19 protein-coding genes are annotated in these 22708 nt (G+C 66.7%); 16 read left to right on the top strand and 3 right to left on the bottom strand.

Annotated features, from left to right (window positions below; all coding sequences use genetic code 11):
* The first annotated feature begins 38 nt into the window (after positions 1-38).
* From IE92_RS0112665 to IE92_RS0112635, 6 genes are all read left to right on the top strand, one after another.
* Complete coding sequence (locus tag IE92_RS0112665; protein ID WP_030148870.1) at positions 39-1535, top strand: amidase; 1497 nt, start codon at positions 39-41, stop codon at positions 1533-1535.
* A gap of 517 nt (positions 1536-2052) precedes the next feature.
* Positions 2053-2901 (top strand): ATP-binding cassette domain-containing protein, encoded by an 849-nt coding sequence (locus IE92_RS0112655; protein ID WP_211250794.1) that lies wholly within the window; start codon positions 2053-2055, stop codon positions 2899-2901.
* Complete coding sequence (locus tag IE92_RS0112650; RefSeq protein ID WP_030148868.1) at positions 2898-4844, top strand: YhgE/Pip domain-containing protein; 1947 nt, start codon at positions 2898-2900, stop codon at positions 4842-4844. Before IE92_RS0112655 ends, IE92_RS0112650 begins: the two co-directional genes overlap by 4 nt.
* A 71-nt stretch (positions 4845-4915) precedes the next feature.
* Entirely contained in the window at positions 4916-6316 is a 1401-nt protein-coding gene (gad, locus tag IE92_RS0112645; protein WP_051701924.1) for a glutamate decarboxylase, read from the top strand.
* 135 nt (positions 6317-6451) lie between these two features.
* The gene (locus IE92_RS0112640) at positions 6452-7156 is read left to right on the top strand and encodes a hypothetical protein (RefSeq protein WP_030148866.1); all 705 of its coding nucleotides are present in this window, start codon (positions 6452-6454) and stop codon (positions 7154-7156) included.
* A gap of 66 nt (positions 7157-7222) precedes the next feature.
* The gene (locus tag IE92_RS0112635) at positions 7223-8305 is read left to right on the top strand and encodes a linear amide C-N hydrolase (RefSeq protein ID WP_051701923.1); all 1083 of its coding nucleotides are present in this window, start codon (positions 7223-7225) and stop codon (positions 8303-8305) included.
* A gap of 144 nt (positions 8306-8449) precedes the next feature.
* Here the strand turns inward: IE92_RS0112635 and IE92_RS0112630 are convergent, their stop codons facing one another.
* A complete protein-coding gene (locus IE92_RS0112630; RefSeq protein ID WP_211250793.1) occupies positions 8450-9388 on the bottom strand; it encodes a DMT family transporter in 939 nt (312 codons plus the stop codon).
* Positions 9389-9532: 144 nt separating this feature from the next.
* Here IE92_RS0112630 and IE92_RS0112625 point away from each other — a divergent pair, with 144 nt between their 5' ends.
* The 3 genes from IE92_RS0112625 (at position 9533) to IE92_RS0112615 (ending at position 12159) form a co-directional block, all read left to right on the top strand.
* Positions 9533-10087, top strand: coding sequence for a phosphoribosyltransferase (locus IE92_RS0112625; protein ID WP_030148863.1), 555 nt, complete (start codon positions 9533-9535; stop codon positions 10085-10087).
* Between the two features lie 102 nt (positions 10088-10189).
* Positions 10190-11053 carry a hypothetical protein gene (locus tag IE92_RS0112620; RefSeq protein ID WP_030148862.1) on the top strand — a complete coding sequence of 288 codons (864 nt, stop codon included), beginning with the start codon at positions 10190-10192 and terminating at the stop codon, positions 11051-11053.
* Positions 11054-11154: 101 nt separating this feature from the next.
* Positions 11155-12159, top strand: a complete 1005-nt coding sequence (locus IE92_RS0112615; RefSeq protein WP_030148861.1) for a hypothetical protein — start codon at positions 11155-11157, stop codon at positions 12157-12159.
* A 54-nt stretch (positions 12160-12213) separates the two neighbouring features.
* Here IE92_RS0112615 and IE92_RS0112610 read toward each other — a convergent pair whose 3' ends face one another.
* Positions 12214-13779: a helix-turn-helix domain-containing protein gene (locus IE92_RS0112610; RefSeq protein ID WP_051701921.1), complete on the bottom strand. Its 1566-nt coding sequence runs from the start codon at positions 13777-13779 to the stop codon at positions 12214-12216.
* Positions 13780-14161: 382 nt separating this feature from the next.
* Here IE92_RS0112610 and argC point away from each other — a divergent pair, with 382 nt between their 5' ends.
* Genes argC through argH form a run of 7 tightly spaced genes read left to right on the top strand, consistent with a single transcriptional unit; the run spans position 14162 to position 22079 of the window.
* Complete coding sequence (argC, locus tag IE92_RS0112605) at positions 14162-15205, top strand: N-acetyl-gamma-glutamyl-phosphate reductase (protein WP_030148859.1); 1044 nt, start codon at positions 14162-14164, stop codon at positions 15203-15205.
* A 46-nt stretch (positions 15206-15251) separates the two neighbouring features.
* Entirely contained in the window at positions 15252-16403 is a 1152-nt protein-coding gene (gene argJ / locus IE92_RS0112600) for a bifunctional glutamate N-acetyltransferase/amino-acid acetyltransferase ArgJ (RefSeq protein ID WP_030148858.1), read from the top strand.
* A gap of 3 nt (positions 16404-16406) precedes the next feature.
* Complete coding sequence (gene argB / locus IE92_RS0112595; protein ID WP_030148857.1) at positions 16407-17312, top strand: acetylglutamate kinase; 906 nt, start codon at positions 16407-16409, stop codon at positions 17310-17312.
* On the top strand, positions 17309-18490 hold the full coding sequence (locus IE92_RS0112590) for an acetylornithine transaminase (protein WP_030148856.1): 1182 nt from the start codon (positions 17309-17311) through the stop codon (positions 18488-18490). The genes argB and IE92_RS0112590 overlap by 4 nt, the downstream gene beginning before the upstream one ends.
* 23 nt (positions 18491-18513) lie before the next feature.
* Positions 18514-19452: an ornithine carbamoyltransferase gene (gene argF, locus IE92_RS0112585; protein ID WP_030148855.1), complete on the top strand. Its 939-nt coding sequence runs from the start codon at positions 18514-18516 to the stop codon at positions 19450-19452.
* Positions 19452-20591, top strand: a complete 1140-nt coding sequence (locus tag IE92_RS0112580; RefSeq protein WP_051701920.1) for an acyltransferase family protein — start codon at positions 19452-19454, stop codon at positions 20589-20591. Before argF ends, IE92_RS0112580 begins: the two co-directional genes overlap by 1 nt.
* Before the next feature lie 60 nt (positions 20592-20651).
* Entirely contained in the window at positions 20652-22079 is a 1428-nt protein-coding gene (argH, locus tag IE92_RS0112575) for an argininosuccinate lyase (RefSeq protein ID WP_030148853.1), read from the top strand.
* A gap of 257 nt (positions 22080-22336) precedes the next feature.
* Here the strand turns inward: argH and IE92_RS0112570 are convergent, their stop codons facing one another.
* Complete coding sequence (locus tag IE92_RS0112570) at positions 22337-22699, bottom strand: hypothetical protein (RefSeq protein WP_030148852.1); 363 nt, start codon at positions 22697-22699, stop codon at positions 22337-22339.
* Positions 22700-22708 lie beyond the last annotated feature (9 nt).

The following is a 22708-nucleotide window of genomic DNA, read 5'->3' as shown; positions in this document are numbered from 1 at the left end:
TGGCTGCGCCGTCCTCGAAACCGGAATAGGCTGGGGACATGGCACAGCTGCACGAACTTACCGCCCGTGAACAGAGCTTCCTCCTGCGAACCGGCGCCCTGCGTCCGAGTGAGCTGGTGGAGCACTACCTGGATCGCATCGAGAAGCACGGCGCGTCCATCGGCGCGTTTATCGTGGTGGATGCCGACGGTGCCCGCGAGCGCGCCGCCGCGCTGGAGGCCACCGGGCACCCCCGTTCCACCCCCACCGGCTCGTTTAGCCTGAGCGATCCCGAGCACTTCCGGATCGAATCCCCCGGGGAAAACCCCGACCAGGTGCTCTGGGGTCTGCCGCTGGCCGATAAGGACCTGGAGGCCCGGGCCGGGCTGCCCACCAGCTATGGTTCGCGGGTATTTGCCGGGGTGGTGTCGGAGCAGAGCGATGAGATCGTCGAGGCCGTGGATGCCGCCGGCGCGATCAGCCTGGGCAAAACCAACACCCCCGAATTCGGCCAGCACGGCTTTACCGACAACCTGGTTGCCGGGCCCGCCCGCAACCCCTGGGACCGCAGCCTGCACGCCGGTGGTTCCAGCGGGGGAGCGGCCGCCGCGGTGGCTGCCCGGCTGCTACCCTTTGCTCCGGGATCGGACGGGGGCGGCTCGATCCGCATCCCCGCCGCCGCGACCGGCCTGGTCGGGCTCAAACCCTCGCGCGGCCGCGTCCCCGGCGGCTCGGGCATCGGCAGCGTGGGTGGGCTCGGCGTCGCCGGCCCGATCGCCCGCACCGTGGGCGATGCGGCACTGCTGCTCGAGGGCATGATCGGCACCCCCGCTCCCGCCCGCTTTGCGCTGCGCGCCCCCGAGCTGGAACCCGGTGCTCTGCTGCGCGCCGCCGATACCCCGCACGGCCGGTTCCGGATCGGTATCCTGCGCGATTCGCCCTGGGCGGATGAGTATGCAATCGGCCTGGACGAGTCCGGTGAGCTGGCCTTCTCCGAGGGCATCGAGCACCTGCGTGCGCTCGGCCACGTGCTCACCGAGATCCCGCTGGAACGTAGCGCCGGATACTCCAACGCGTTCCGCACCCTGTGGCGCAGCTTCCCGGCGGCCGCCCCGCTGACCGAGGGGGCCGAGGCGCTGCTGGAGCCGGTGACCGCGCAGCTGCGCGAGTCGGGGAAGGAGGTGCGCGCAACCGATCTGATCGCCGCCCTGGGCTTCTTCGCCCGCTTCGAACGCGACGTGATCGATCAGTTCTCCGGGTTTGACGCGATCCTCACCCCGGCGCTCGGCCAGAGCCCGCGAGCCCTGAACTGGTACAGCCAGACCGACCCCGACCTGAGCTTCGAGCAGCAGGTGCTGTACTCGCCCTGGACCTCGTTTGTGAACGCGACCGGGCTGCCCGGCATCGCACTCCCGGTGAGCCAGGATGCGCGGGGTCTGCCCGCCGCGATCCAGCTGATCGGTCGTCCCGGCGACGAACTGACCCTGCTGAGCCTCGGCGCGCAGCTGGAGAACCGGATTGGCTGGCACGAACGGGTGCCCGCCGACTTTGCCTAGCGGCCCCGGTGGCCGCCGGGGAATTTGTCCCCCATCAACGCCCCACGCGCGAAAGCCTTCTCCCGCGTGGGGCGTTTTTGCCGTGTCGGGGCGCCTGGGTATTGCGCCTCGGATCGAGCGAGTCGGGGCGAGTGAGCCGGTGCGAGCGGGCCGAGGCGTACGCATCGAAGGGAGCGCCGCGCGCTGAGCACCTTGGGATGGTGCCGGATTGTGTCATCAATATTTTGTCCCCCATGCTCGCGGTGATCGGCGAGGGGACCGAAAGGTTCCCGCCCTTTTTTGTCTGCGACCAACAATAAAAAGTGGTTAGGCCCGCGAAAATATCCGAAATTCCTACAAAAAGATAGCTCTATCTTCCCCTCGCGAAACGATGGTACGTTGATCGAACTTTGATGGGGAAACATCCGGAGAATGGATCGTATTCAATGGGGGAACTGGCTCAGGCCGGCGCATTTGTAGCGCGCAATTCTGGTCAAAATCGAGGGCATGGGGATCGCCTTGGGCGAGGGTGCGCACGATGAGCGGCCACCCGGCACACGGCGGCCAGCACGAAAACGAGCCGCCCGCGGAAACCGTCGAAACGGCGATCATCGAAGCCCAGGAACGGCAGTCCCAGGACATGCGCGAGGCCGCGGAGCCCCACGGCCGCCACGGTGCGAGCCCCGACAACCTGCTGACCCTCTCCGAGGTCAGCGTGCGCGCATCCTGGGGGCACATCTTTGGACCGGTGAACTTCTCGGTCAAGCGTGGGGGCACCACCGTCCTGGTTGGCCACGGCGGACGCGGTCGTACCGCGCTCCTGCTGACCCTCGCCGGCCGCATGCGTGCCTCAAGCGGCACCGTGGTCTCCTTCGGGCTGAACAACAACCCCGGTCACCTCTTCAAAAACGCGGCCCTGGGGTGGATCGACGAGGTGGACGAGGTGGTGCAGGCCATCCGCGTCCGCGACATCGTGACCGAGCAGCTGCGCTGGGGTGCCCCCTGGTATCGCTGGGTTCGCGTCGCCCGCGAGGAGGATCTGGAACGCATGTGCCGCCCGGTCTTTGGCGATCTGGCCCTGCCCGGCCTCGACGACATGGTTGAGGAACTTCCCGAGCTGACCGCCGCGCTGTTCCGCATCGCCGCGGCCAACGTGCGCAAACCCGAGCTGCTCGTGGTGGGCGGGGTGGACAACCTCTCCAGCGACCAGGCCTCGGAAAAGCTTCTGGAACGCCTGATCGCGCTGGGCACCGAACAGACGGTGATCACCGCCGATGTCAACGGACGCCGCGGTTCGGTGATCGCCGATGACTACGTGGAGGTGCCAAATCTCACCAACCAGCAGTTTGTGAGCCTGGCCCTCGAGGAAGTTGAGGAAGCTCGATGATCGCCGCATTCTCCCCGGGGAGCGACTTCAAACGGTACTACCGCGGGACCATGCCGCGGCTGGCCCTGCTGGTCATCCTGATCATGCCGCTGATGTACGGCGCCCTCTACCTCTGGGCCTTCTGGAACCCGTTTGGCAATGTGGACAAGGTTCCCGTCGCGATCGTCAACCTGGATACCGGCGCGGATGCCGGCAAACAGCGCATTCACGCCGGACCGCAGGTGGTCAAGGGACTGGTCGATTCCAAGCAGCTCAACCTGATCGAGGTGAGCGAGGAGGAGGCCAAAACCGGACTGTCCCACGGTAAGTACGACTTCACGATCACGATCCCCGCCGACTTCTCCGCCGCCATTGCCTCGGTCTCGGGGGATAACCCGCGCTCGGCGGACCTGATCTTCACCTACGACGAAACCAACAACTACCTCTCCACCGTGATCGGCCAGGACGCCGCCGAGGAGGTCATCAACCAGGTCAGCGCCCAGGTGGGCAGCCAGGTGTTTGAGGCCGCACTGGACGGGGCCAAGGGCGCGATTCCCAAGCTCATCCAGGCGGCCAACGGGGTGGACACCCTGAACTCCGGGATGCAGCAGGCCAACCAGGGAGCGCAGGAACTCGCGACCAACCTGGTGACCGCGAAGGACGGGAGCGACAAGCTGGCCGGTGCGGTGGACGAGATCGTCACCGGGCTGGACGGCATCATCGGCAAGGCTCAGGGTCTGGTCCAGGGCTCGGGCATTTCCGGGGCCGAGGTGCGCTCGGCCGTGCAGCGCATCGACGCGGGGGTCAATACCGCGGCGACGTTGCTCAACGATGCGGCGGCCACGCAGCAGAAGGCCGCCCAGGATCTGGACGCCGTCATCGCCGACCTCCGCGCCAAGGGGGAGGGCGGCCTGGCCGACCAGATCCAGGGTGTGCGCAACTCGATCGCCGCGAACCCGCAGGTCGCCCAGGCGAACACCACCATCGCCGAGGTCCGGCGGGACACCAACCTGCTCGCCGGCCAGCTCAACAGCCCGGGCACCCAGTTCAATGTGGTGCTGCAGGCCATCGAAAACGACCAGGTTGTCGGCGACCTGAACAAGGCCCGCAGCGGTGCCGATCAGCTGCGCAGCGGTGCCGATCAGCTCCGCACCGGACTCGGGGAACTCAGCGCCGGGGCGAACACACTGGCCGAGGGCACCCCCAAGCTGGCCGCCGGAACCGAGCAGCTCGCCGAAGCCGCCAAGACCGGGCTGAGCCTGATCCCCAAGTGGGGTAAGGACCAGGAGCGCAGCGTGATCCAGACGCTGGCCGAACCTGTGAAGCTGGTCGAGAAGACCGAGCACGAGGCCAAAACCTTCGCCTACGGCTTCGCACCCTTCTTCCTCGGACTCGCCCTGTTTGTGGGCAGCATCATCGCCTGGATGCTCTTCACCCCGCTTCAGGCGCGTCCGTTGGCGCAGGGGCTGGGATCCTTCCGGACCGTGCTGGCCTCGTTCATGCCCACCCTCGCGGTCGGCGGTATTCAGGGCACGATCCTGTTCCTGGTGATCTACTTCGGGCTGGGCCTTAAACCGGAGTATCCGATCGGCACGCTGGCGTTCATGTGGTTGATGTCCGCGATGTTCCTGGCGATGATCCAGATGCTCAATGCCCTCTTCGGAGCGGCGGTGGGCCGCGTGGCCACCCTGGCCCTGCTGATGGTGATGCTCACCTCGGCGGGCGGTATCTATCCGGTCCAGACCACCAGTCCGCTATTCCAGTGGCTGCATCCCTTTGACCCGATGACCTATACCGTGACCGGGCTCAGACAGCTGATCATGGGCGGGATCGACTATCGATTCGGGGTCGCGCTCGCCGTGATCGGGGCACTCACGCTGGTGTTCCTGGCGGTGTCCACCTGGGCCGCGCGTCGCAACCGCCAGTACAACATGGACCGGCTCTACCCACCCATCGAGGTGTAGCGGGGATATCCCGCCCGGTTTTTCTCAGAATTTAGTGTCGCGAGCTTTCCCGTCAATCAGAAAGGACCACCATGTCAGAGCTGTATCGCAATGCCGCCGAACGCGAGGACGAGTCGCAGATCTCGATCAACCCCGTGTTTGCGCGTCCGGGTGAGGCCACGGTGCTGCCCCGCTTTGATCTTCCCGAGAACCAGATGTCCGGCGACACCGCGTATCAGCTGGTGCACGATGAGGCCATGCTGGATGGGAACTCTCGCCTGAACCTGGCGACGTTTGTCTCCACCTGGATGGATGACAACGCGGGCAAGCTCTATGTCGAGGCCGCCGACAAGAACATGATCGACAAGGACGAGTACCCGGCCACCGCGGCCATCGAGGACCGCTGCTGGCGCATCCTCGGCAACCTCTGGCACGTGCCGGACCCGCACAACACCATCGGTACCTCAACCATCGGATCCTCCGAGGCCTGCATGCTCGGCGGCCTGGCGCTCAAGCGTCTCTGGCAGGAGCGCCGCCGGGCCGAGGGCAAGTCCACCGAGAAGCCCAACCTCATTCTCTCCGCCGGCGTGCAGGTGGTCTGGGAGAAGTTCTGCAATTACTGGGATGTTGAGGCCCGCTACGTGCCGGTGACCGAGGACCACCTGGTTCTCGATGGCTATGAGCTGGAAAAGTACGTGGACGAAAACACCATCGGTGTGGTCGCGATCCTCGGCCAGACCTACACCGGCCTCTACGAGCCGGTGAAGGAGATCGCCGCCAAGCTCGACGAGATCCAGGCCTCCACCGGACTCGACGTGCGCATCCACGTGGACGGTGCCTCGGGCGCGATGGTTGCCCCGTTCTGCCAGCCCGATCTGGAGTGGGACTTCACCGTTGAGCGGGTCAACTCGATCAGCACCTCGGGCCATAAGTACGGCCTGGTCTACCCCGGCGTGGGCTGGGTGGTCTGGCGCAACAAGGAGGTGTGTCCGGAGAGCCTGGTGTTCCACGTGAGCTACCTCGGCGGCGATATGCCGACCCTGGCGCTGAACTTCTCCCGCCCCGGTGCCCAGGTGCTGCTTCAGTACTACCAGTTCCTGCGTCTGGGCCGCGAGGGATACCGCGAGGTGCAGCAGAACTCGATCGACGTGGCCACCTACCTGTCCTCGGAGATCGAAAAGCTCGATCCGTTCTCGCTGGTCAGCCGCGGCGACACCATCCCGGTGTTCGCCTGGAAGCTGAACCCGGGCCAGCGCAACTGGGACCTCTACGACCTGGCCGACCGCCTGCGCATGCGCGGCTGGCTGGTGCCCGCCTACCCGATGCCCGATGATCTGTCGGCCCTGGTGGTGCAGCGCATCGTGGTGCGTCTGGGCCTGAGCAAGGACCTCGCCGAGCTGCTGCTGGCCGCGATCAAGGAGGAGGTGGCGTTCCTGGAGAATCTGGACGCACCGATTCCGCGCGAAAAGGCCCGCACCTCGTTCGCTCACTAGGCATGCCGCAGCGCGTACCTGAGGGTCCGCGCGAAAAGGCCCGCACCTCGTTCGCTCACTAGCCTTCATCCCGGTCCCGCCCACACCCCAGATCGTGTGGGCGGGACCGGGACTCGCAGACAGAAAGCGTCACTCATGACCCAGAGCAGCACCCCGTTCCCCCAGGCACCGCCGGCCTCGCTGCCGTTCCTGGTGCCGACCCTGAGTAGGCAGAGCGCCCTGTTCATGATCGGCTCGGCGCTGTTTGTGCTGGGCAGCGCGATGAACATCTGGCACTTTGACAACACGGCGGCGTCGAACCTGGCCTGCTTTATCGGGGCTTGGTTTTTTACCGCTGCGGGGCTGTATCAGCTGGTGCTGAGTGGGGATCCGGTGGTCACGGTGCCCTACGCTCCGGGCAAGATGTTTCGGGCCGAGCGGTTGGCGGCGGCCACCCAGAGCTTTGGCACGATCATGTTCAACATCAGCACCTCGGCGGCGCTGCGGGCAAAGTCAGTGGACACCGAGAAGCACCTGGTGTGGAACCCCGACGCCGGGGGATCGGTGGCCTTTCTGCTCAGCGCGATCCTGGTCTACACCGCCTACTACCGCACCCGTGGCACGCTGTGGGAGCCGCGGCGCTCGGGATTCTGGGCGGCCCACATCAACATGCTGGGCTGCCTCGCCTTCGCGTTTTCCGCCGCGGGCTCGTTTGTGCTCAACGACGGCAGCGCCAAGGACGCGGGCCTGGCCAACTGGGGCACCTTCATCGGCGCGATCTGCTTCTTTGTCGCCTCGATGATTGTGCTCCCCAAACTCGGCTGGAACCGGCGCACTGCCGAGGCCGATGCCCGTTCCTGACCCCCTTTGTAATCGCTGTACAACCGGCACCCGTGCGGTGCCCCTCCGAAAGGTAAGTGAAACACTATGTGCACAAGAGTTGTTTGGCCCGATGCTAACGGCGCCGTGATCGTGGGCCGCAATATGGATTTCCACCTGGACCTGCTCACCAACCTGTGGAAGCTGCCCCGCGGGATCGAGCGTAACGACGGGGTCAACGGGGATCTGACCTGGACCGCCAAGTACGGCAGCCTGGTCGCCACCGCGTTTGACCTGGTCGCCTGCGACGGCATGAACGAGGAGGGGTTTGCCGGTCACATCCTGTGGCTCGCCGAATCCGACTACGGCACCGCCAGCGAGGGTGATGTCCAGCTGAGCCAGGCCGTCTGGCTGCAGTACTACCTGGACAACTTCAAGACCGTGGCCGAGGCCGTGGAGTGGACCGAGAAGACCCAGGTCCGTATCGCCGAGCTGCTGGATCCGACCAGCGGCAAGCCGCCCACACTGCACCTGGCGATCAACGACGCCACCGGCGACTCGGCCATCATCGAGTACACCGACGGGACCCCCACGGTCTATCACAGCCGGGAGTACACGGTGATGACCAATTCGCCCACCTACGATAAGCAGCTGGAGCTGGCGGCGAAGATCGAGGGCCTCGGTGGGGATGCGCCGCTGGGTGGATCGACCCTGGCCACCGACCGCTTCGCCCGCGCCTCCTACTATGTGGGCCGTCAGGAGCAGCCCAAGACCCAGCTCGAGGCCATCGCGGCGATGTTCAGCATCATCCGCAATGCCGCCCAGCCCTTCCGCCAGCCCGACCCGGGCAAGCCCGATGCGTCGCAGACCATCTGGCAGGTGGTGCTCGATCTGACCAACCGCCGCTACGCGTTTGAGTCGACCACCCGTCCCAACATCGTCTGGGTTGACTTTGACAAGCTGAGCTTCGCCGAGGGCACCGAGGAGCTGCGGCTCGACCTGGTCAGCAAGCTGGCCCTGGAGGGCGGCCTGGCCGGGGATGTCAGCCACCACTTCCACCAGGTGGGTCCGCTGACCGATCTGGGCCTGAACCTGGCGACGCGCTTTGTCGAGGTGGCCGCCCAGAAGCAGGACGAGTTCGCCGGCCTGCTCAAGGAGGTGCGCCAGCTGGCTGGCGCGGCCAAGAAGTAGTCACACACACGGGCGGGGCCCCACCGGTTGGTGGGGCCCCGCTTACGTATGTGGCGAGCCGCTCGTGGACCGGGACCGGGCACTGCGCATGCTGTCAGGCGAGCCGTTCTCGGCCGGGCACTCGGTCCCCGCTGACGTGTGTGGCTAGCCGCTCTCGGCCTGGCGCTGGGCGCCGCGCTCGATGGTCTCGGTGGTGTGGGGATCCGCCTCCTCGGCGCTTTCGGCGCGGGCGAGGATCACGACCCCCACAAACGCGGCGGCTCCGGCGGCGAGGAATCCGACAAACGAGATCCACGGGGCCCCGGCGGCCTCGTGCAGGATCACGATCCCCAGGACCACGGCGACCGCGGGATCCACCACGGTGAGCCCGGCAATCACCACATCCGGCGGATTGCAGGTGTGCGAGTACTGCACAAAGTAGATCGACAGGGCCGACGCGACGCCGATGCCCAGGATACAGATCAGGGTGAGCACGCTGCCCGAGTCGAACACCATCCGGTGTCCGGCAAACATCGTCTCCACCCGGAGGATCACGGTCTTGCCGAGGGTGGCGACAAAGCCCGAGAAGATTCCGCCCAGCACCACATAGAAGATGGGGGCCTTGGTGGTGCCCCGGGTTCCGAAACGGATGGCCGCCGCGATCGCGAGCACACCGGCCAGGGTCACCAGGATCGCGATCAGCTGGCCGTCGCTGATCGGCTTCTGCTTACTCACCAGCGCGGCGATCACCACGTAGGCGATCACCCCGACCAGGGAGATCGCGATACCCAACAGCACCCGTCGCGGCAGGGGCGCCCGGCGTACCCGGGAATTCAGGATCGCCGAGAACACCAGGGCGGTCACGCCGATGGGCTGCACCAGGATCAGCGGGGCAAAGGCCAGACTGCCCATCTGCAGCAGGATCGCGATCCCAAACAGCGCGCTGCCGGCCAGCCAGATCGGGGTCTTGAGCAGCAGGAGAAAGGAGGTTTTGGATTCCCCGGTGCGTTCGGCCGCCGCGGAGACCAGGTTGACCCCGCGACTCTGCCAGAGATTGCCCACCGCCAAGACGGCCGCGCTGACCAGTGCCAGCAATACTCCCAATAGCGGCGCAGAACCTACAACCATTGTTTTCCCCCGTCGCACATGGATGTCCGCCCCAGCTTTGCACGCGATTCCCGTGGAGCCAAGACCCAGTTTGAGGGGGCAGAGTTCGCGCCGTCAGCCCCGACTGGCTACTGTGGAGAAATGACCGAGACCCCCGCCGCCGCATCGGCACCAAAGAACACCGAAGTATCCACCGATCCCGAGCGCGAGGTTCTCAGCTGGGACGGGTTTGGCGACGCGACCCGCGACCTGGCAGCCCAGGTGGTTCAGGACGGTTTTGCCCCGGAGTTTGTGGTGGCCATCGCCCGCGGTGGCCTGCTGCTGGCGGGTTCGATCGCCTATGCGCTGGGGGTCAAGAACTGCGGCTCGATCAACGTGGAGTTTTACACCGACGTACACCTGACCCTGCCCGAGCCGGTCCTGCTGCCGCCGATGCTCGACGGTCCCGCGCTCGCCGGGAGCCGCGTGCTGCTGGTGGACGACGTATCGGACTCGGGTCGCACCCTCGAGCTCGTGCAGCGGATGCTGCAGGGCGACGGCGCCGATGTGCGCACGGTCACCCTGTACTCCAAGCCGCGCACCATCCTGGAGCCCGACTTCGTGTGGAAGAACACCGATAAGTGGATCACCTTCCCCTGGTCGGCGCTGCCCCCGGTGGATGCCGCCGAGGCCGCGCAGCGATACCCGAAGGCCTAGCCCGGCACATCGATCCGGTTTCACGGCAATCTACTTTAAATATCGAGTGTTTGGTTACTATTAGAGCAACCCTGATTTTTTCACTTGATGGAGACACCCGTGATGACTGACTGTGTGCTGGTGGAGACCGGCATAAACGGACCGCTGCTGCTAGGCATCGCCGCCGCCACGATCCTGATCGGCGCCGCGCTGATCGGGTTTATGACCCGCGGTGCCCGCCGTCGGATGATGTTGGGTGGTGCCCTGGGGCTGCTGCTCCTGGTGGGGATCCCCGTGCTTGATGGATCCACCCCGGCACAGGCTGCGATGCCCGAACACTGCGTGAGTGCGCCCGCGACCTCATCCAATCCCGTGGTCCAGCCCAGCGTCGACCCAACTTTGACGCCCGAGCCCACGGCTACCCCGAGTCCTTCTGTCACTCCGAGTCCCACTCCGTCGCCGAGCCCCACGGTGTGTGTCCCCGAGGATTCGCCGATCACCGGGACGGTTGCCCTTGAGTATGGCTGGAACTTCGAGGGTGACCGGATTCGCTTCGAAAACGCCGAACTGAACGCGATGGTTGTGGCCGACCCGACCCTGCTCACCCGGATCATCGGTACCGACACGGTCCCGGAAACGGTGACCTGGAGTGTGTCTGACGGAAACGGTGGACGCCAAACGCTGCACACCCAGACGTTCACGGTGACGAGTACCGTGCCCCGCGTGGTTGATCAGGTGGAGGATGGCTGGTTCCTGCTTGGGTTTGCCGAGGATGGTGACACCTCCAATGTCGAGGAGATCGACGCTCAGATTGCGGCCATCACCGCCGAGCTACAGGCCCAGCATCCCGACAGCGAGGTGGCGGCTGATAGTCGACTCGGCGACTACGCCGCGCACCTGGATGTCACCGTGACCGGCACCAACAGTTGCCAGCAAACGCTGACCGGCACCGGCACGGTCGCATCACGCGGCCCGATTCCGCTCTAATCGGGACCTCGCAGGAACCGCCCTCTTGTCGGCGGCCCGGGGGATTCCTACACTGAGTGCGGGTCGCAATCGCGACCCGCACTCAACCGAAGGGGCCAACGATGACCACACAGGCTGAATTTATCGCCGCGCTGACGCCGCAAACCCGGGCGCAGTGGATCACGCTCTCCACGGCGATCTCCGCCGAGGTTGAGGGTGCGCTTGAGGGCGAGCCGGCTCCGGCCCGGGAGGACCTGGAACGGCTCACGTTCCCCGCGGTGGCACCGGCCCAACACCCGTTCTCCGATGCCGAGGAGATCTTCTGGGCGGCCGCGGATGGGCTCGCGCCCGACCTCGCGGGAACCGACGAGTTTCCGCTGCTCTTTCTGGGATTCTCCTCGGTCAACCGCATCACCCGCGGCCGCGAGCCGGTGGGATTCCTACTGACCAGCGGCGCGGTCTATGTGCGCGATTCGCCGAGCGGACTCTTCGGTGCGCAGGCCCCGCGCATCGTGCCGCTGTTTTCGGGCCCCGAGGGGATCGCCGCCAGCGCGCAGGCCATTACCGAGCAGGCGATCGCCAAGTTTGAGTGGAAGTGGGCGCACCAGGTCACCTCGGCCGAGGTGTGGTCCGCGGCGCTCCAGCGGCTCTCCTCGATGGTGGCCCTGGTGCTGGCGCTGCTGCCCACGCTCGGCGGCAGCGTCGCCACGGAGGCGCCCGCGTCCGCGACCTCGCTGCCGGAGCGTCTGCGCGAACTCGGCCTGGGCGACATCGTGGTGCCGGGATCGGATGAGTCTCCCAAGCGGCTCAAGCAGCGTGCCAAGCTCAGCAAGGTGCTGAAGCTGAGCGCCGACGAGCCGATTCTGCTCTCGATCACTGACAGCACCCTCGCCGGCCCCTACGGGAGCGTGCTCACCGGAGCGGCTATCCACTCGCGGGATCTGATGGAGGATCCGGTCAGCACCCCGCGCGCGGGCATCGATCCGGCCGCGATCCGGGCCGAAAAGGGCCGCCTGATCGTCGCGCCCGGCGAGGTGCACACGCTGCCTAGCTTCCTGACCGAGAGCCAGCGGGAAGACATCGTTCGCCTGCTGCGCGAACTCCTCGAGGGTCGCCTGAGCCTCTAGCGTGAACGCAGAACCCCCGCCCGAAATTCGGGCGGGGGTTTTGCGTTGTGGCGGCTAGTCGCGGAAGGTTTCGATCTTCGCGCCGAGCGAGATCAGCCGCTCCTGTAGCTGCTCGTAACCGCGGGAGATGATGTCCACGTTGCGCAGCACGCTGGTGCCCTTGGCGGCGAGCATCGCCAGTAGGATCACCACGGCCGGGCGCAGTGCCGGCGGGCACGAGACCTCGGCACCGGACCAGTGGGTCGGGCCCGAGACGTCCAGGCGGTGCGGGTCGCGCAGGCGCACGTTGGCACCCAGGCGGGTGAGGTCGGTGAGGTGGATCGCCCGGCCCTCGTAGACCCAGTCGTGGATCAGGGTGTCGCCGGTCGCGCAGGCGGCGATGACCACAAAGAAGGGCAGGTTGTCGATGTTGAGGCCGGGGAAGGGCATCGGGTGGATCTTGTCGATCGGGGCGCGCAGCTCCGACGGATACACGGTGATATCCACCAGGCGGGTCTTGCCGTTGGCGGCGTCATACTCGTCGGTCATCGAGTAGCGCAGGCCCATCTCCGACAGGGTCGCCATCTCGATTTCCATGAACTCGATCGGGACGCGGGTCACGGTGATCTCCGAGCCGGTCACGATGCCGGCGGTCAGCAGGCTCATGGCCTCCACCGGGTCCTCGCTGGGCCAGTAGTCCACATCGGCGTTGACGTTGGCGTTGCCGTGGATGGTGAGGGTGGTCGAGCCGATGCCCTCCACCTCGATGCCAAGCTCCTGGAGGTAGAAGCAGAGGTCCTGCACCATGTAGTTGGGGCTGGCGTTGCGGATCACGGTCACGCCATCGCGCACGGCGGCTGCCATGATCGCGTTCTCGGTTACGGTGTCGCCGCGCTCGGTCAGCACAACCTTGACCCGCTCGGGCACGTCGTGGCTCACGGTGGCGCGGTACCAGCCGGTGGTCGCCTCAACCTCGAGCCCGAAGGGGCGCAGGGCGATCAGGTGCGGTTCGACGGTGCGGGTGCCGAGGTCGCAGCCGCCGGCATAGGGGAGGGAGAAGTTGTCGAAGCGGCCCAGCAGCGGACCGAGGAACATCAGCACCGAGCGGGTGCGACGGCCGGCATCGGCGTCGATCTCGGCGAGGTTCAGGTTTTCGGGCACCTTGATCTCGACGCTGTTGTCATCGCCATACCAGGTGACCTGCACACCCATGCTGCGCAGCACGTCGATGATGCGGTCGACCTCGACGATGCGGGCGACGCGGTGCAGGCGGGTGGTGCCGCGGTTGATCAGGGCCGCACACAGCAGCGCGACGGCGCCGTTCTTGCTGGAGTTCACGGCGATCGAGCCGTGGAGCTTGTGGCCACCCTCCACGCGGATGTGCGAGGGGCGGGGGCGATCACCGAAGGTCACCAGTTCGCTCTTGAGGGCGACGCTCAGGCGGGCCAGCAGTTCGATCGAGATGTTCTGGCTGCCCTGTTCGATCCGGTTGATCGCCGATTGGCTGGTGCCCACCCGTTCGGCCAGCTGGGCCTGGGTGAGGGAACGGTCCTGCCGGGCCGAACGAATAAGCGCGCCCACCTGCCGCATGGGTTCGGCGGCGGTGATGTCTACGGGGGAAGTATCGGTAGAAAGTGCCATGACCCGATGCTATACCGCATTTGAGATAAATTTCTCGTTTTCCGGGTCGAAAGCGTCAATCTGAGAGTTTCCTCAACTCGGATGTGGCGTTGGAATAAATACGATCATTCGTGCGTCCGTCACAGATTGCGCGTGTCGTATCGTCCGCGCTACGCTAACCAACATGGCTCACGCACGCTCCGCCCTCAGCGCTCAGGTATCTGCACCTGCGCCGGCGCGACGCCGTGCCCGCCGCGACGAGCGACGTCGTAGCTTTGTTGACGCCACCGACGAGCGACGATAGGCGACGCCCCCTAATTGTTTTTTTCGCGAAAGCGAAAGAGACCGGGCGTTGCCGGAATCCGGAATTCACACCCACAACTCGTCCTTGAAGGTAGCCTCAATGTCTTTTTCTGTCGCGATCGCCGGAGCATCCGGATACGCCGGGGGAGAGCTGCTGCGCTTGCTCGCCAGCCACCCCGAATTTGAAATCACCACCGTCACCGCCCACTCCAATGCCGGGCAGAACGTCGCCGCGGTCCACCCGCACCTGCGCTCGCTCGCCGATAAGGTCTTTGTCGAGACCAACGCACAAAACCTCGCCGGCCACGACATCGTGTTCCTGGCGCTGCCGCACGGGGCCTCCGGCGCGCTCACCGCGCAGCTGGACCCGAACACCCTCGTGGTGGATTGCGGGGCCGATCACCGCCTCGAATCCGAGGAGGACTGGGCCGCGTTCTACGGCGGCGACTTCTTCGGGGCCTGGACCTACGGGGTTCCCGAGCTGCTGATCGGCTCGGGCAAGCAGCGCGAGAAGCTGGTCGGCACCAAGCGGATCGCCGCCCCGGGCTGCAACGCCTCGACCGTGGAACTCTCGCTGGCCCCGGGTATCGCCGCCGGCGTGATCGAGCCGCTGGACATCGTGACCGTGCTGGCCGTGGGCCCCTCGGGTGCCGGTAAGGCACTGAAGACCAACCTGCTGGCCGCGGAAATTCTGGGCACCGCCAACCCCTATGCAGTGGGCGGCACGCACCGGCACATCCCCGAGATCATCCAGGGTCTGCGCTGGGCCGGGGCCGAGCGGGCCACCGTGTCGTTCACCCCGGTGCTGGTCCCGATGTCGCGGGGAATCCTCGCCACCACAACCGCCAAGATCGTGCCGGGCACCACTGCCGAGCAGATCCGCGCGGCCTGGGAAAGCGCCTACGCCGACGAGACCTTTGTGCACCTGCTGCCCGAGGGCGTCTTCCCGCGCACCGCCGATGTGCTGGGGGCCAACACCGCGCTGATGGGTCTGGCGATCGACGAGGCCGCCGGCCGGGTCATCATCGTGACCGCCGTGGACAACCTGGCCAAGGGCACCGCGGGCGCGGCGATCCAGTCGGCCAACATCGCCCTCGGCTTGCCCGAGGCCACCGGCCTTTCGATCGACGGGGTCGCCCCGTAATGGCCGCCACCACTCTTTCCCTCATCACCACCCTTCAAGGAGCACTATGAGCGTCACCACCCCCTCGGGATTCATCGCCGCGGGTGTTCCCGCCGGCCTCAAGTCCACCGGCAAGCCGGACCTCGCCCTCGTGGTCAACACCGGCCCGGAGAAGAACGCGGCCGCCGTGTTCACCAGCAACCGTGCGCTGGCCAACCCGATCATCTGGTCCAAGGAGGTCATCAAGGATGGGCGCGTGGACGCCATCGTGCTGAACTCCGGCGGGGCCAACTGCTTCACCGGCCAGCAGGGTTTCCAGACCACCCATGCCACCGCCGAGGCCGTGGCGAACGGGCTGGGCATTTCGGCCACCGATGTGCTGGTGTGCTCGACCGGTCTGATCGGTGAGCAGCTGGATCTCGGCAAGCTCACCGCCGGTGTCGAGGCCGCGACCGCCGCCCTCGACGAAAACGGTGGCGAGCACGCCGCCGCCGCGATCATGACCACCGACACCGTGCCCAAGACCAGCGAGTTCCTGGCCACCGACTGGGCCATCGGCGGCATCGCCAAGGGCGCGGGCATGCTCGCCCCGGGCCTGGCAACCATGCTTGTGGTCATCACCACCGACGCCTCCCTCGCCCCCGCCGACCTCGATGCGGCACTGCGCGAGGCCACCCGGGTGAGCTTTGACCGCCTCGACTCCGATGGCTGCATGTCCACCAACGACCAGGTCACCCTGCTCGCCTCCGGTGCCTCGGGCGTTACTCCGGACCTCGCCGACTTCACCGCCGCGCTGATCCAGGTGTGCTCCGACCTCGCCGAGCAGCTCCAGGGGGACGCCGAGGGTGCCAGCCACGACATCGCGATCGTCGTGACCGGTGCCGAGACCGAGGCCGACGCGGTCGAGGTGGGCCGCTCGGTGGCCCGCAACAACCTCTTCAAGGCCGCGATCTACGGCAACGACCCCAACTGGGGCCGGGTGCTGGCCGCGATTGGAACCACCTCGGCACCGTTTGACCCGTATAACGTGGACGTCTCCTTCAACGGCGTCCGGGTCTGCCACGAGGGTGGCCCCGACCAGTCCCGCGACCTCGTTGACCTGACCCCGCGCTCGGTCAAGATCGAGATCGAGCTGAACGCCGGTTCGGCCGCCGCGACCATCCTGACCAACGACCTCACGCACGACTACGTGCATGAGAATAGCGCGTACTCGAGCTGATCCATGCCTACCACCATCGATATTTCGCTCGAAGAGGCGCACGCCAAGGCCTCGGTCCTGATCGAGGCGCTGCCGTGGCTCAAGCGGTACCGCGGCGCGATCGTGGTCATCAAGTTCGGCGGCAACGCGATGATCTCCCCGGAGCTCGCCGCGGCCTTCGCCGAGGACATGGTGTTCCTGCACCACGCGGGCCTGCGCCCGGTTGTGGTGCACGGTGGCGGCCCGCAGATTTCCGCGGGCCTGGCCGAGAAGGGCATCGCCAGCGAGTTCCGCGGCGGCTACCGGTACACCAGCGACGAGGCCATCGGCGTCGTCCGCGATGTCCTGCGTAATCGGGTGAACCGGTCTCTGGTCACCGACATCAATCAGCACGGAAACATCGCCCGCTCGCTCTCGGGGGAGCAGGCCAACCTCTTCGGCGGCCGCACCCGTGGCGTGCTGGTGGACGGGGAGATGCAGGATCTCGGCCGCGTGGGCGACATCCTCGAGGTGGACCCCTCGGCCGTCCTGGACGCGCTGGATGCCGGTCGCATTCCGGTAATCACCTCGATCGCCTATGACCTGGACGATCCCGAGCGCCTGCTCAACGTCAACGCCGACTCGGCCGCCGCCGCGATTGCGATCGCGCTGAACGCCGATAAGCTGCTGGTCCTCACCGATGTGGCCGGTCTCTACAGCGACTGGCCCAACCGCGATTCGCTGGTCTCGGTCATCTCGACCGCCGAGCTGCGCGAGCTGCTGCCGGAGCTGGAATCCGGCATGATCCCCAAAATGAACGCGTGCCTGGACGCGGTGGATAACGGTGTGCGTAACGCCGCGATCATCGACGGCCGGATCGAACACTCGATCCTGCTGGAGGTTTTCACCTCGAACGGAATCGGCACCCAGGTAGTAAGCGAGACAGAATGACCTCCTGGCAGGACACCTCCGCCGCCACCATGATGAACACGTTTGGGCCCACCCAGGCGCTGCTGGTCTCCGGCGAGGGCGCACGCGTGCGCGACAGCGACGGGAAGGAGTACCTCGATTTCCTCGGTGGCATCGCGGTCAACTCCCTGGGTCACGCTCACCCGGCGATCGTCAAGACGATTGCCGAGCAGGCGGCCACCCTGATCCACGTCTCTAACTTCTTCTCCAGCCCGCCGCAGCTGGCGCTGGCCGAGAAGCTCAAGCGGGTCTCGGGCGTCGGCGAGACCGGACGGGTGTTTTTCACCAACTCGGGCACCGAGGCCAATGAGGCGGCGTTCAAGCTGGCTCGGAAGTTCGGCGGCGAGGCTCGTCCCACCATCCTGGCGCTGGAGCAGGCGTTCCACGGGCGTTCGATGGGGGCGCTGGCTCTCACGGCCAAGGAGGCTTACCGGGCCCCCTTCGCCCCGCTTCCCGGTGGGGTGCGGCACATTCCCGCCACCATCGAGGCGTTGGATGCGGCCCTGGACGAGAGCGTCTCGGCCCTGATCATCGAGCCGATCCAGGGTGAGGCGGGCGTGATCCCGCTGCCCGAGGGGTACCTGCAGGCAGCCCGCGCGCTGACCCGCGAGCGCGGCGCGCTGCTCATCATCGACGAGATCCAGACCGGCATCGGCCGGACCGGCGAGTGGTTAGGCTTCCAGTCTGAGGACATCCTGCCCGACGCCTTCACCCTGGCCAAGGGCCTCGGTGGCGGCTTCCCGATCGGCGCGCTGGTCACCACCGGTGCCGCCTCCGAGGTGTTCACCCCGGGAACCCACGGCACCACCTTCGGCGGGAATCCGCTGGCCACCGCCGTGGCGGGGACCGTGCTGGATGAGATCGAATCCGGCGATCTGCTGATCAACGTGCGCGAGCGCGAGGCGCAGCTGCGCGGTGCGATTGCCGGGCTGAACTCCCCGCTGATTGCCGGTGTTCGCGGCCGCGGTTTGCTGCTGGGAATCGCGCTCACCGCGGATATCGCGCCCGCTCTGGCCGCCGAGGCCCTGGCCGCGGGGCTGATCGTCAACGCCCCCAACGCGGCGACGATCCGCATCGCCCCGCCGCTGAACATCACCTCCGCCGACGTGGACGCCTTCGTGGCGATCCTCGACGGCCTGCTCGCGGCACACGCCGCCTAGTTTCGAGAAGTAGGAGACCGATTATGACCCGTCACTTCCTCCGCGATGACGACCTGAGCCCGGCCGAACAGGCTGAGGTTCTGGATCTCGCGATCAAGCTCAAGGCCGACCGTTTCAGCGAGAAGCCGCTGGCCGGCCCGCAGACCGTCACCGTATTTTTTGACAAGACCTCGACCCGCACCCGGATCTCGTTTGCGACCGGGATCGCCGACCTGGGCGGCGTGCCGCTGATCGTGGGCGGCGGCGAGAGCCAGCTGGGTGCCAAGGAATCGATCGCCGATACCGCGCGCGTGCTGGAGCGTCAGGTCGCCGCGATCGTCTGGCGCACCTTTGCACACTCAGGCCTGGAGGAGATGGCCGCCGGGACCACCGTTCCGGTGATCAACGCGCTCTCCGACGACTTCCACCCGTGCCAGCTGCTGGCCGACCTGCAGACCATTCGCGAGCACCGCGGAGAGCTCAAGGGTCAGACCCTCGCCTTCCTCGGCGACGGTGCCTGCAACATGGGCAACTCCTACCTGCTCGCGTGCGTGAACGCCGGTATGCACGTGCGGATCGGTGCCCCCGAGGCATTCACCCCGGCTGCCGACGTGGTGGCCGATGCGATCAAGCTGGCCGAGCAGACCGGCGGATCGGTGTTCATCACGACCGATGCGCGTGAGGCCGTGGCCGGTGCCGACGTTGTGGTCACCGACACCTGGGTGTCGATGGGCAAGGAGGACGAGAAAGCCGATCGGGTTGCCGCATTCGGTGCCTACTCGGTGACCTCCGAGCTGATGGGCCTCGCCAAGGATGACGCGATCTTCATGCACTGCCTGCCCGCCTACCGCGGCTATGAGGTAGACGCCGACGTGATCGACGGCCCGCGCTCGGTCGTCTGGGACGAGGCCGAGAACCGCCTGCACGCGCAGAAGGCCCTGATGGTCTGGCTGCTGAAGCAGAACCAGAAGGCCGCGGTCTAGTGACCACGGGGATCGCCCGGGGACCGGTGGCGTCCGCGCCGCCGGTCCCCGGCGATCCCGGTTCCGCCCGCATCGCCGGACTCGATATCGCCCGCGGCCTGGCGATCCTGGGCATGTTCATCGCGCACATCATTCGCCCGGAGGAGGCCGTGTCGGCGGATCCGGATACCTGGATCGGCCTGGTCAACGGACGCTCGGCGGCGCTGTTCGCGGTGCTTGCCGGGTTTTCGCTGGCGCTGCTCTCGGGCCGGGGCACCCCGCCGGAGGGCGAGGCCGTGCTGCGCATGCGGCTGCGGATCGGCACCCGTGCGCTGGTGATCTTTGCCCTGGGCGGGATCCTCAGCCTGGGGGATCACGGGATCGCGGTGATCCTCGAGTACTACGCCATCGCCTTCCTGCTGGTCCTGCCGATCATCCGCTGGCGGGTGCGAAACCTGCTGATCCTGGCGGGGGTGCTCGCGGTGCTGGCCCCGATCGCTCAGGTCGGCATCGCGCTGTTCATCCAGGACAATGGGGGCGGCACCTCGGCTCTGGCCCTGCTGATGATTTTTGGGTACTACCCGGCGCTGATCTGGGTGGTGTTCATGATTGTCGGGTTGGCGGTAGCCCGCTGGCTGTTTGCCGGCGGAATCTCCGGATCCTCTCTCGGCCTGATCGCCCTGGTTGGTGCCGGGCTCGCGATCCTCGGCTATGGGGGCGCCAGTGTGTTCGCCCAGATCACCGGGGTCGAGCAGGGCGAGGTGTTTGTCGGATATCCGCAGTGGGCAAACCTGCTGGGTGCGGCGCCGCACTCGGGCAGCACGTTCGAACTCCTGGGTGCCTCCGGGATCGCGCTGCTGATCATCGCCGCCGCCCTGGCCCTGCCCCGCTGGGCCCAACGGGTTCTCTGGCCGCTGGCCGCCACCGGCCGGATGGCGCTCACCGCCTACGCCGTGCACCTGATCGCCCTGGTGATCCTGGTTTCCACGGGGGTGGACCGGATCGATCCGGTTGCCCAAACCTGGTGGTTCGTGCTGGTCACCCTGATCGGCTGCTCCGCCTGGATCCTGCTGTGCCGGCAGGGTCCGCTGGAAAAACTGGTGTCGTTCTGCTCTCGCGCCGCCGCCTCGGTGCCCGGGCCCGCCCGCACCACTCAATAGACTGACTCTTATCCTTTTCGCTCACACGCCTGACCACTGCACGACGGGACGCTTCACACCATGACCTCTCACACCAACGATTCCGGAAACCGCGCCGCCGAGGCGGGGGCCCTCTGGGGCGGACGCTTCGCCAGCGGCCCCTCGCCGGAGCTCGCCCGCCTGAGCAAGTCGACCCAGTTTGACTGGACCCTGGCGTCCTACGACATCGACGGGTCCAAGGCCCACGCGGTCGCCCTGAACGCCGCCGGTTACCTCGACAACGACGAGCTGGTCGCGATGCACGCCGCGCTGGAGACCCTGCGCGCGGATGTGGCCTCGGGTGCGTTTGTCGCCGCCGAGTCGGATGAGGACGTCCATTCGGCTCTCGAGCGCGGACTGGTCGAGCGCGCCGGAGCAAACCTGGGTGGCAAGCTGCGTGCCGGCCGGAGCCGCAACGACCAGATCGCCACGCTGGTGCGACTGTACATGCTGGAGCACGAGAGTGTGATCCGTGGCCTGCTGGTGCAGCTGGTCGAGATCCTCGCGGGTCAGGCCGAGGCGCACCCCGGTGCGATCATGCCGGGTCGCACGCACCTGCAGCACGCGCAGCCGGTGCTGCTGGCCCACCAGCTGGCCGCGCACGCATGGCCGCTGGTGCGTGACCTGGAGCGTCTGCGCGACTGGTCGGTTCGTGCCAAGCGTTCGCCGTACGGGGCCGGTGCGCTGGCCGGATCCTCGCTGGGTCTGGACCCCGAGCTGGTGGCCTCGGAGCTGGGGCTGTCCGGTGCGCTGGAGAATTCGATCGACGCGACCGCCGCCCGCGACGTGGTGGCCGAGTTCGGGTTTATCCTCGCCCAGGTGGGGATCAACCTGTCGCGTCTGTCGGAGGAGATCATCCTCTGGAACACCCGCGAGTTCGGATTTGTCCGCCTGCACGACTCCTTCTCGACCGGCTCGAGCATCATGCCGCAGAAGAAGAACCCGGACATCGCCGAGCTCGCGCGCGGCAAGTCGGGTCGTCTGATCGGTAACATCACCGGTCTGCTGGCCACCCTGAAGGCCCTGCCCCTCGCGTACAACCGCGATCTGCAGGAAGACAAGGAACCGATCTTCGACTCGGTGGACACCCTCGAGGTGCTGCTGCCCGCGTTCAACGGCATGATCGCCACGCTGACCTTCAACACCGAGCGGATGGCCGAGCTGGCACCGCAGGGCTTCTCGCTGGCCACCGATGTGGCCGAGTGGCTGGTCAAGCAGGGTGTGATCTTCCGCGACGCCCACGAGATCTCCGGCGAGCTCGTGCGCTTCTGCGAGGAAAACGGCCTGGAACTGCACGAGCCCACCGATGAGCAGCTGGCCGCGGTTTCCCCGCACCTGCTGCCCGCGGTCCGCGAGGTGCTGACCATCGGGGGCTCGGTCAACAGCCGCGTGGGTGCCGGCGGCACCGCCACGGTGCGGGTGACCGAGCAGCTCGCCAACCTGCGCGGGCGACTGGCGGACTTCCGCTAGATCGCCGCGGGCCCGCACACACACGGCCACCCCGCCGAGGTTCCCGCTCGGCTGCCCCCCCCCCGAACGCCCCGTTCTCCCTCGTGGAGCCCGGGGCGTTCGGCGTTCCGAGCTCTCAGCGGTTGAGCGGGGAACCTGCGAATGAAGGCGACTGGATATTTGTGACTATTGCGGCATACGATCCGGGCGATTCTGCAGGGATGATACTCAACCGGTACTAATAATTGCGGTCATATGGACCGTCGTCTCTGCGGCTATTAGGCGACGTCGTCGACCAGCCCCACGAAACGTCCACCGACACCGAACACCTCGGCGCGGATCGCCCCGGGAGCAGCCTTGGGCCACTCCTCGATCTCGTGGTCATCGCACACCACATAGGTGAACTCCGGCCACCACTTCTTGGGGCGTGCCCGCTCGGTGAATCCGCAGACCGCGCACACCAGATCCGACCACACCGGACGCTTGCCGGTGCGGTTTGCCCGCGACTGCGCGAGCCAGGCCGGGGGAGTCGTATCGAGCTCGACCACGGCCGCCTCGGTGAGCTGGGGCGGCAGTCCGTGCCGCACCGCCATCTCCAGGGGGATGTCCAGGCGCTGTGCTGCTTCTCGTCTCGTGACCATTTGACCCAT

Origin of the sequence: Mycetocola saprophilus, from assembly GCF_000718085.1 — a bacterium.
Taxonomy (GTDB): domain Bacteria; phylum Actinomycetota; class Actinomycetes; order Actinomycetales; family Microbacteriaceae; genus Mycetocola; species Mycetocola saprophilus.
Note: the sequence above shows the minus strand (reverse complement) of the source record. Positions and strands in the feature narration are given on the sequence as shown.

What these genes read in the sequence shown, in the direction of transcription:
- argF (WP_030148855.1), top strand. Translation starts at nt 18,514, where the DNA reads ATGACCCGTCACTTCCTCCGCGATGACGACCTGAGCCCGGCCGAACAG.
- argJ (WP_030148858.1), top strand. Translation starts at nt 15,252, where the DNA reads ATGAGCGTCACCACCCCCTCGGGATTCATCGCCGCGGGTGTTCCCGCC.
- argB (WP_030148857.1), top strand. Translation starts at nt 16,407, where the DNA reads ATGCCTACCACCATCGATATTTCGCTCGAAGAGGCGCACGCCAAGGCC.
- IE92_RS0112610 (WP_051701921.1), bottom strand. Translation starts at nt 13,779, where the DNA reads ATGGCACTTTCTACCGATACTTCCCCCGTAGACATCACCGCCGCCGAA.
- IE92_RS0112615 (WP_030148861.1), top strand. Translation starts at nt 11,155, where the DNA reads ATGACCACACAGGCTGAATTTATCGCCGCGCTGACGCCGCAAACCCGG.
- IE92_RS0112590 (WP_030148856.1), top strand. Translation starts at nt 17,309, where the DNA reads ATGACCTCCTGGCAGGACACCTCCGCCGCCACCATGATGAACACGTTT.
- gad (WP_051701924.1), top strand. Translation starts at nt 4,916, where the DNA reads ATGTCAGAGCTGTATCGCAATGCCGCCGAACGCGAGGACGAGTCGCAG.
- IE92_RS0112655 (WP_211250794.1), top strand. Translation starts at nt 2,053, where the DNA reads ATGAGCGGCCACCCGGCACACGGCGGCCAGCACGAAAACGAGCCGCCC.
- IE92_RS0112635 (WP_051701923.1), top strand. Translation starts at nt 7,223, where the DNA reads ATGTGCACAAGAGTTGTTTGGCCCGATGCTAACGGCGCCGTGATCGTG.
- IE92_RS0112570 (WP_030148852.1), bottom strand. Translation starts at nt 22,699, where the DNA reads ATGGTCACGAGACGAGAAGCAGCACAGCGCCTGGACATCCCCCTGGAG.
- IE92_RS0112665 (WP_030148870.1), top strand. Translation starts at nt 39, where the DNA reads ATGGCACAGCTGCACGAACTTACCGCCCGTGAACAGAGCTTCCTCCTG.
- IE92_RS0112650 (WP_030148868.1), top strand. Translation starts at nt 2,898, where the DNA reads ATGATCGCCGCATTCTCCCCGGGGAGCGACTTCAAACGGTACTACCGC.
- IE92_RS0112640 (WP_030148866.1), top strand. Translation starts at nt 6,452, where the DNA reads ATGACCCAGAGCAGCACCCCGTTCCCCCAGGCACCGCCGGCCTCGCTG.
- argH (WP_030148853.1), top strand. Translation starts at nt 20,652, where the DNA reads ATGACCTCTCACACCAACGATTCCGGAAACCGCGCCGCCGAGGCGGGG.
- argC (WP_030148859.1), top strand. Translation starts at nt 14,162, where the DNA reads ATGTCTTTTTCTGTCGCGATCGCCGGAGCATCCGGATACGCCGGGGGA.
- IE92_RS0112620 (WP_030148862.1), top strand. Translation starts at nt 10,190, where the DNA reads ATGACTGACTGTGTGCTGGTGGAGACCGGCATAAACGGACCGCTGCTG.
- IE92_RS0112625 (WP_030148863.1), top strand. Translation starts at nt 9,533, where the DNA reads ATGACCGAGACCCCCGCCGCCGCATCGGCACCAAAGAACACCGAAGTA.